At 60.6% G+C, this 3,770-nt stretch carries 3 protein-coding genes; all 3 read left to right on the forward strand.

Annotated elements, in window-relative coordinates; all coding sequences use genetic code 11:
• On the forward strand, window positions 1-495 hold a 495-nt coding region (locus B3Q33_RS01065), incomplete at its 5' end, for an RNA pyrophosphohydrolase (protein ID WP_286826577.1).
• Window positions 488-2,764 (forward strand): phosphoenolpyruvate--protein phosphotransferase, encoded by a 2,277-nt coding sequence (gene ptsP / locus B3Q33_RS01070; RefSeq protein ID WP_273010194.1) that lies wholly within the window; start codon window positions 488-490, stop codon window positions 2,762-2,764. The genes B3Q33_RS01065 and ptsP, both read left to right, overlap by 8 nt.
• A 44-nt stretch (window positions 2,765-2,808) precedes the next feature.
• Window positions 2,809-3,770, forward strand: a 962-nt coding sequence (locus B3Q33_RS01075) for a M20/M25/M40 family metallo-hydrolase (protein ID WP_286826579.1), incomplete at its 3' end; no start/stop codon positions are given.

Raw genomic sequence — 3,770 nt, forward strand, 5'->3', positions numbered from 1 at the left:
ATCATTGCCGGCGAGGATGGCCGAGTATTCTGGGGTCGACGGGTAGGTAACCGTGATGCCTGGCAATTTCCCCAGGGGGGCATGATGCCCGGAGAAACCCCGGAGGAAACGCTTTTTCGCGAGCTGGAAGAAGAGGTCGGTCTGCGTCCTGAACACGTTGAGATTGTTGCCAGTACCGAAGGGTGGCTGACTTATCGTCTGCCGCGCCGTTTTCTACGTCGGCCTCGCAATCGCCCCCATTGTATCGGTCAGCGGCAGAAGTGGTTTCTGCTGCGGCTGACGGCGGAAGAGGCTGCCATTGATCTGTTCGCCAGCGACAGCCCCGAATTCAAGGCCTGGCGCTGGGTTAATTACTGGTATCCGATCCGCAAGGTAGTGCATTTCAAACGCGGCGTTTATGCCCGTGCCCTGCGCGAACTTGCCCCGGCCCTGAAGGGGGAACGGGAAGAGCAGGAAAAGAACCGGATTTCACCGGGAGACAACCCCAATGCTTGATACCCTGCGACGCATTGTCCAGGAAGTGAACAACGCGGCGGATATCCCCTCCGCGCTGAACCTGATGGCCAAGCGGGTTCGTGATGCCATGGGCACCGAGGTGTGCTCCATTTATCTACGTCACGAAGAAGAGCAGCGTTATGTGTTGATGGCATCCGAAGGCCTCAAGCAGGAAGCGGTGGGTCATGTCAGTCTGGGGCTGTCGGAAGGCCTGGTGGGTCAGGTAGGCCTGCGCGAAGAGCCGGTGAACCTGGAAGATGCCTTCAGCCATCCCAAATTCCATTACCTGGCGGAAACCGGCGAAGATCCGTTTCACGCCTTTCTCGGCGTGCCGGTGATGCATCATGGCAAGGTGCTCGGGGTGATGGTGGTGCAGCAGCGTGATGTGCGCCGTTTCGATCAGAGTGAAGAAGCCTTTCTGGTGACTATCTCCGCCCAGTTGTCGGCGGTGATTGCCCACGCCCATGCCTCCGGGGTGCTGTTCGATCAGCTGGATCCGGGAGGGCCGGACCTGCCCAGTTTTTATGATGGTCTGCCCGGCTGCCCTGGTGCGGCCATCGGCTTCGGCGTGCTGTTGTTCCCGGCGGCGGATCTGTCTGCCGTGCCGGATCGTCAGGTGGAAGATGTCAGCGCGGAAATCGCCCGCCTGGATGATGCGCTGGTGCGCGTACGTCAGGAAGTGCGAGACTTGGCCGAGCGAGCGTCCAAGAGCCTGGGGACCGAAGAGCAGGCGTTGTTTGATGTTTATCTGCGCATGCTGGATCGGCATGCGTTACCCGCCGAAGTGATTGTGCATATTCGCGAGGGCCAGTGGGCCCAGGGGGCCCTGCGCACCGTGGTGGATGCCCACGTGCGCAACTTCGAGATGATGGATGACCCCTATCTGCGCGAACGGGCGGCGGATGTGCGCGATCTGGGGCGACGGGTACTGGCGCAACTGCAGAGCCAGAACCGCCGGCATATCGTGTTCCCGGATGACTGTATTCTGTTGGGCGAAGATATTTCCGCGCCCATGCTGATGGAAGTTCCCCGCGAGCGGATTCGCGGCATCGTGACGACCCGTGGCTCGCGCAACTCACACATGGCCATCGTCGCCCGCGCCATGGGCATCCCCACCGTGGTGGGAGCCCAGAACCTGCCGCTCAAGAAGATGGATGACAAGGAAATCATCGTTGATGGTTTCCGTGGCCGGGTGGTGGCCAATGCCTCACCGGAGCTCAAGGAGCAGTTCGAAGAAATCATCGCCGAGGAGGCCAATCTCCAAGCGGGCCTGGAAAAGCTGCGCGATGAACCGGCAGAAACCCTGGACGGTGTCCGCATTCCCCTGCAGGTGAACACCGGCCTGATGACCGACATCAACCGCTCCATCGAGCGTGGTGCCGAAGGGGTGGGGCTGTATCGCACGGAAATTCCCTTCATGGTCCGCGACCGCTTTCCTTCTGAAGAGGAGCAGCGGGTGATCTACCGGGAGCAGCTTGCCGCCTTTGCGCCGCACCCGGTGACCATGCGCACCCTGGATATCGGTGGCGACAAGTCGCTGAGCTACTTCCCCATCGAAGAGGAAAACCCCTTCCTGGGTTGGCGGGGTATCCGCGTCACCCTGGATCACCCAGAAATTTTCATGGTGCAGGTGCGGGCCATGCTCAAGGCCAGCGACGGCCTGGACAACCTGCGCATCATGCTGCCCATGGTCACCAGTGTGATCGAGGCGGAAGAAGCCCAGCATCTGATTCACCGTGCCTGGCTGGAAGTTCGTGATGAAGGCCTCGACATTGCCATGCCTCAGGTGGGGGTGATGATCGAAGTCCCCGCGGCCGTCTACCAGGCCCGGGCGCTGGCACAGCGAGTCGACTTTCTGTCCATCGGCACCAACGACCTGACCCAGTACCTGTTGGCGGTGGACCGCAACAACCGTCAGGTGGCATCCCTGTACAACTCCTATCACCCGGCGGTGCTGCATGCCATTTTGCATGTGGTCGAGCAGGGTCATGAGGAAGGCGTGCCGGTATCCGTGTGCGGGGAGATGGCCGGGGAAGTGGGCTCGGCGTTGCTGTTGATGGCCATGGGCGTTAACGCTCTGTCCATGAATGCCTCCAACCTGCTCAAGGTGAAAGCCGCCGTGCGCCAGGTCAAAGCCAGTTTTACCCGCCAGTTGCTCAACGAAGTGCTGGCCATGGACAACGGCGAAGTCATCGCCGCCTACGTGGACCTGCAATTGGACAAGGCTGGGCTGGGCGAGCTGCTGCGCAATCGCAAGGCGCTGGTCTGACGAAACAGCGAGCCTGTCAGAACAACAAGACGTGAGGGCTGAACATGAAACGCTTGCTGCAATTGCTGGCGCTAGCTGTGCTTATCCTGCTCGCGGTGCTGCTCTATCACACCCTGACCTTGCCGCAGGCAGACAGCCGCGTTGCTGAGCTGCCCGATTTGCCGCAAGCCATGGATGAAGACGCCATGGTTGGGCGGTTGGCCGCGGCTCTGCGTTTTCCCACCCTGCCGGACCAGCCGAATGCCTTCGTCGGCTTCCATGATTTTCTGCGCGACAGCTTTCCGCTGACCCACCAGACCCTTTCGTTAAAGGCCTTCGGCCATAGTCTGCTGTATCACTGGGACAGCAAGAACGACTGCCCGCCACAATTGCTGCTGGCCCATCAGGATGTGGTGCCAGTGTCCTCCCCGGAAAAATGGCAGAAGCCTCCTTTTGCCGGCGTCGTTGATGACGACTTTGTCTGGGGCCGCGGTGCCCTGGATGACAAGGGCAGCCTGATGGCGATTCTGGAAGCCACGGAAGCCTTGCTGCAAAGCGGTCAGGCTCCCGCCTGTGATGTGTATCTGGCGTTCGGTCACGATGAGGAAATCGGTGGCCGCGAGGGCGCGGTGAAAATGGCTGCCTGGCTGGAACAGCAGAACCTGCGGTTTGCCCTGATTCTGGATGAGGGAGGCATGATGCTGCCGGGCAGCACCCTGGGTATGGATCGTCCGGTGGCGTTAATGGGGATTGCCGAGAAGGGTTACATGACAGTGGAACTGCAGGCGGAAGCTGAACCGGGGCATTCCTCCCGGCCGCCGGAGAGAACGGCCATCGGTGATCTGGCTGCGGCGATTCATCACTTGCAGACGCACCCCAGACCGGCATCTTTGAGTCTGCCCACCCGGAAGATGCTGGAACAGGTGGCGCCTCATCAATCGTTTGCCAAGCGGCTGGTGTTTGCCAATCTGTGGCTGTTCGAGCCGCTGATTATTCGCCAGCTGGAAGGCAAACCGGAAACCAATGC

It is taken from the genome of Alcanivorax sp. UBA3183, assembly GCF_002364155.1.
In the GTDB taxonomy this organism is placed as follows: Bacteria; Pseudomonadota; Gammaproteobacteria; order Pseudomonadales; family Alcanivoracaceae; genus Alcanivorax; species Alcanivorax jadensis.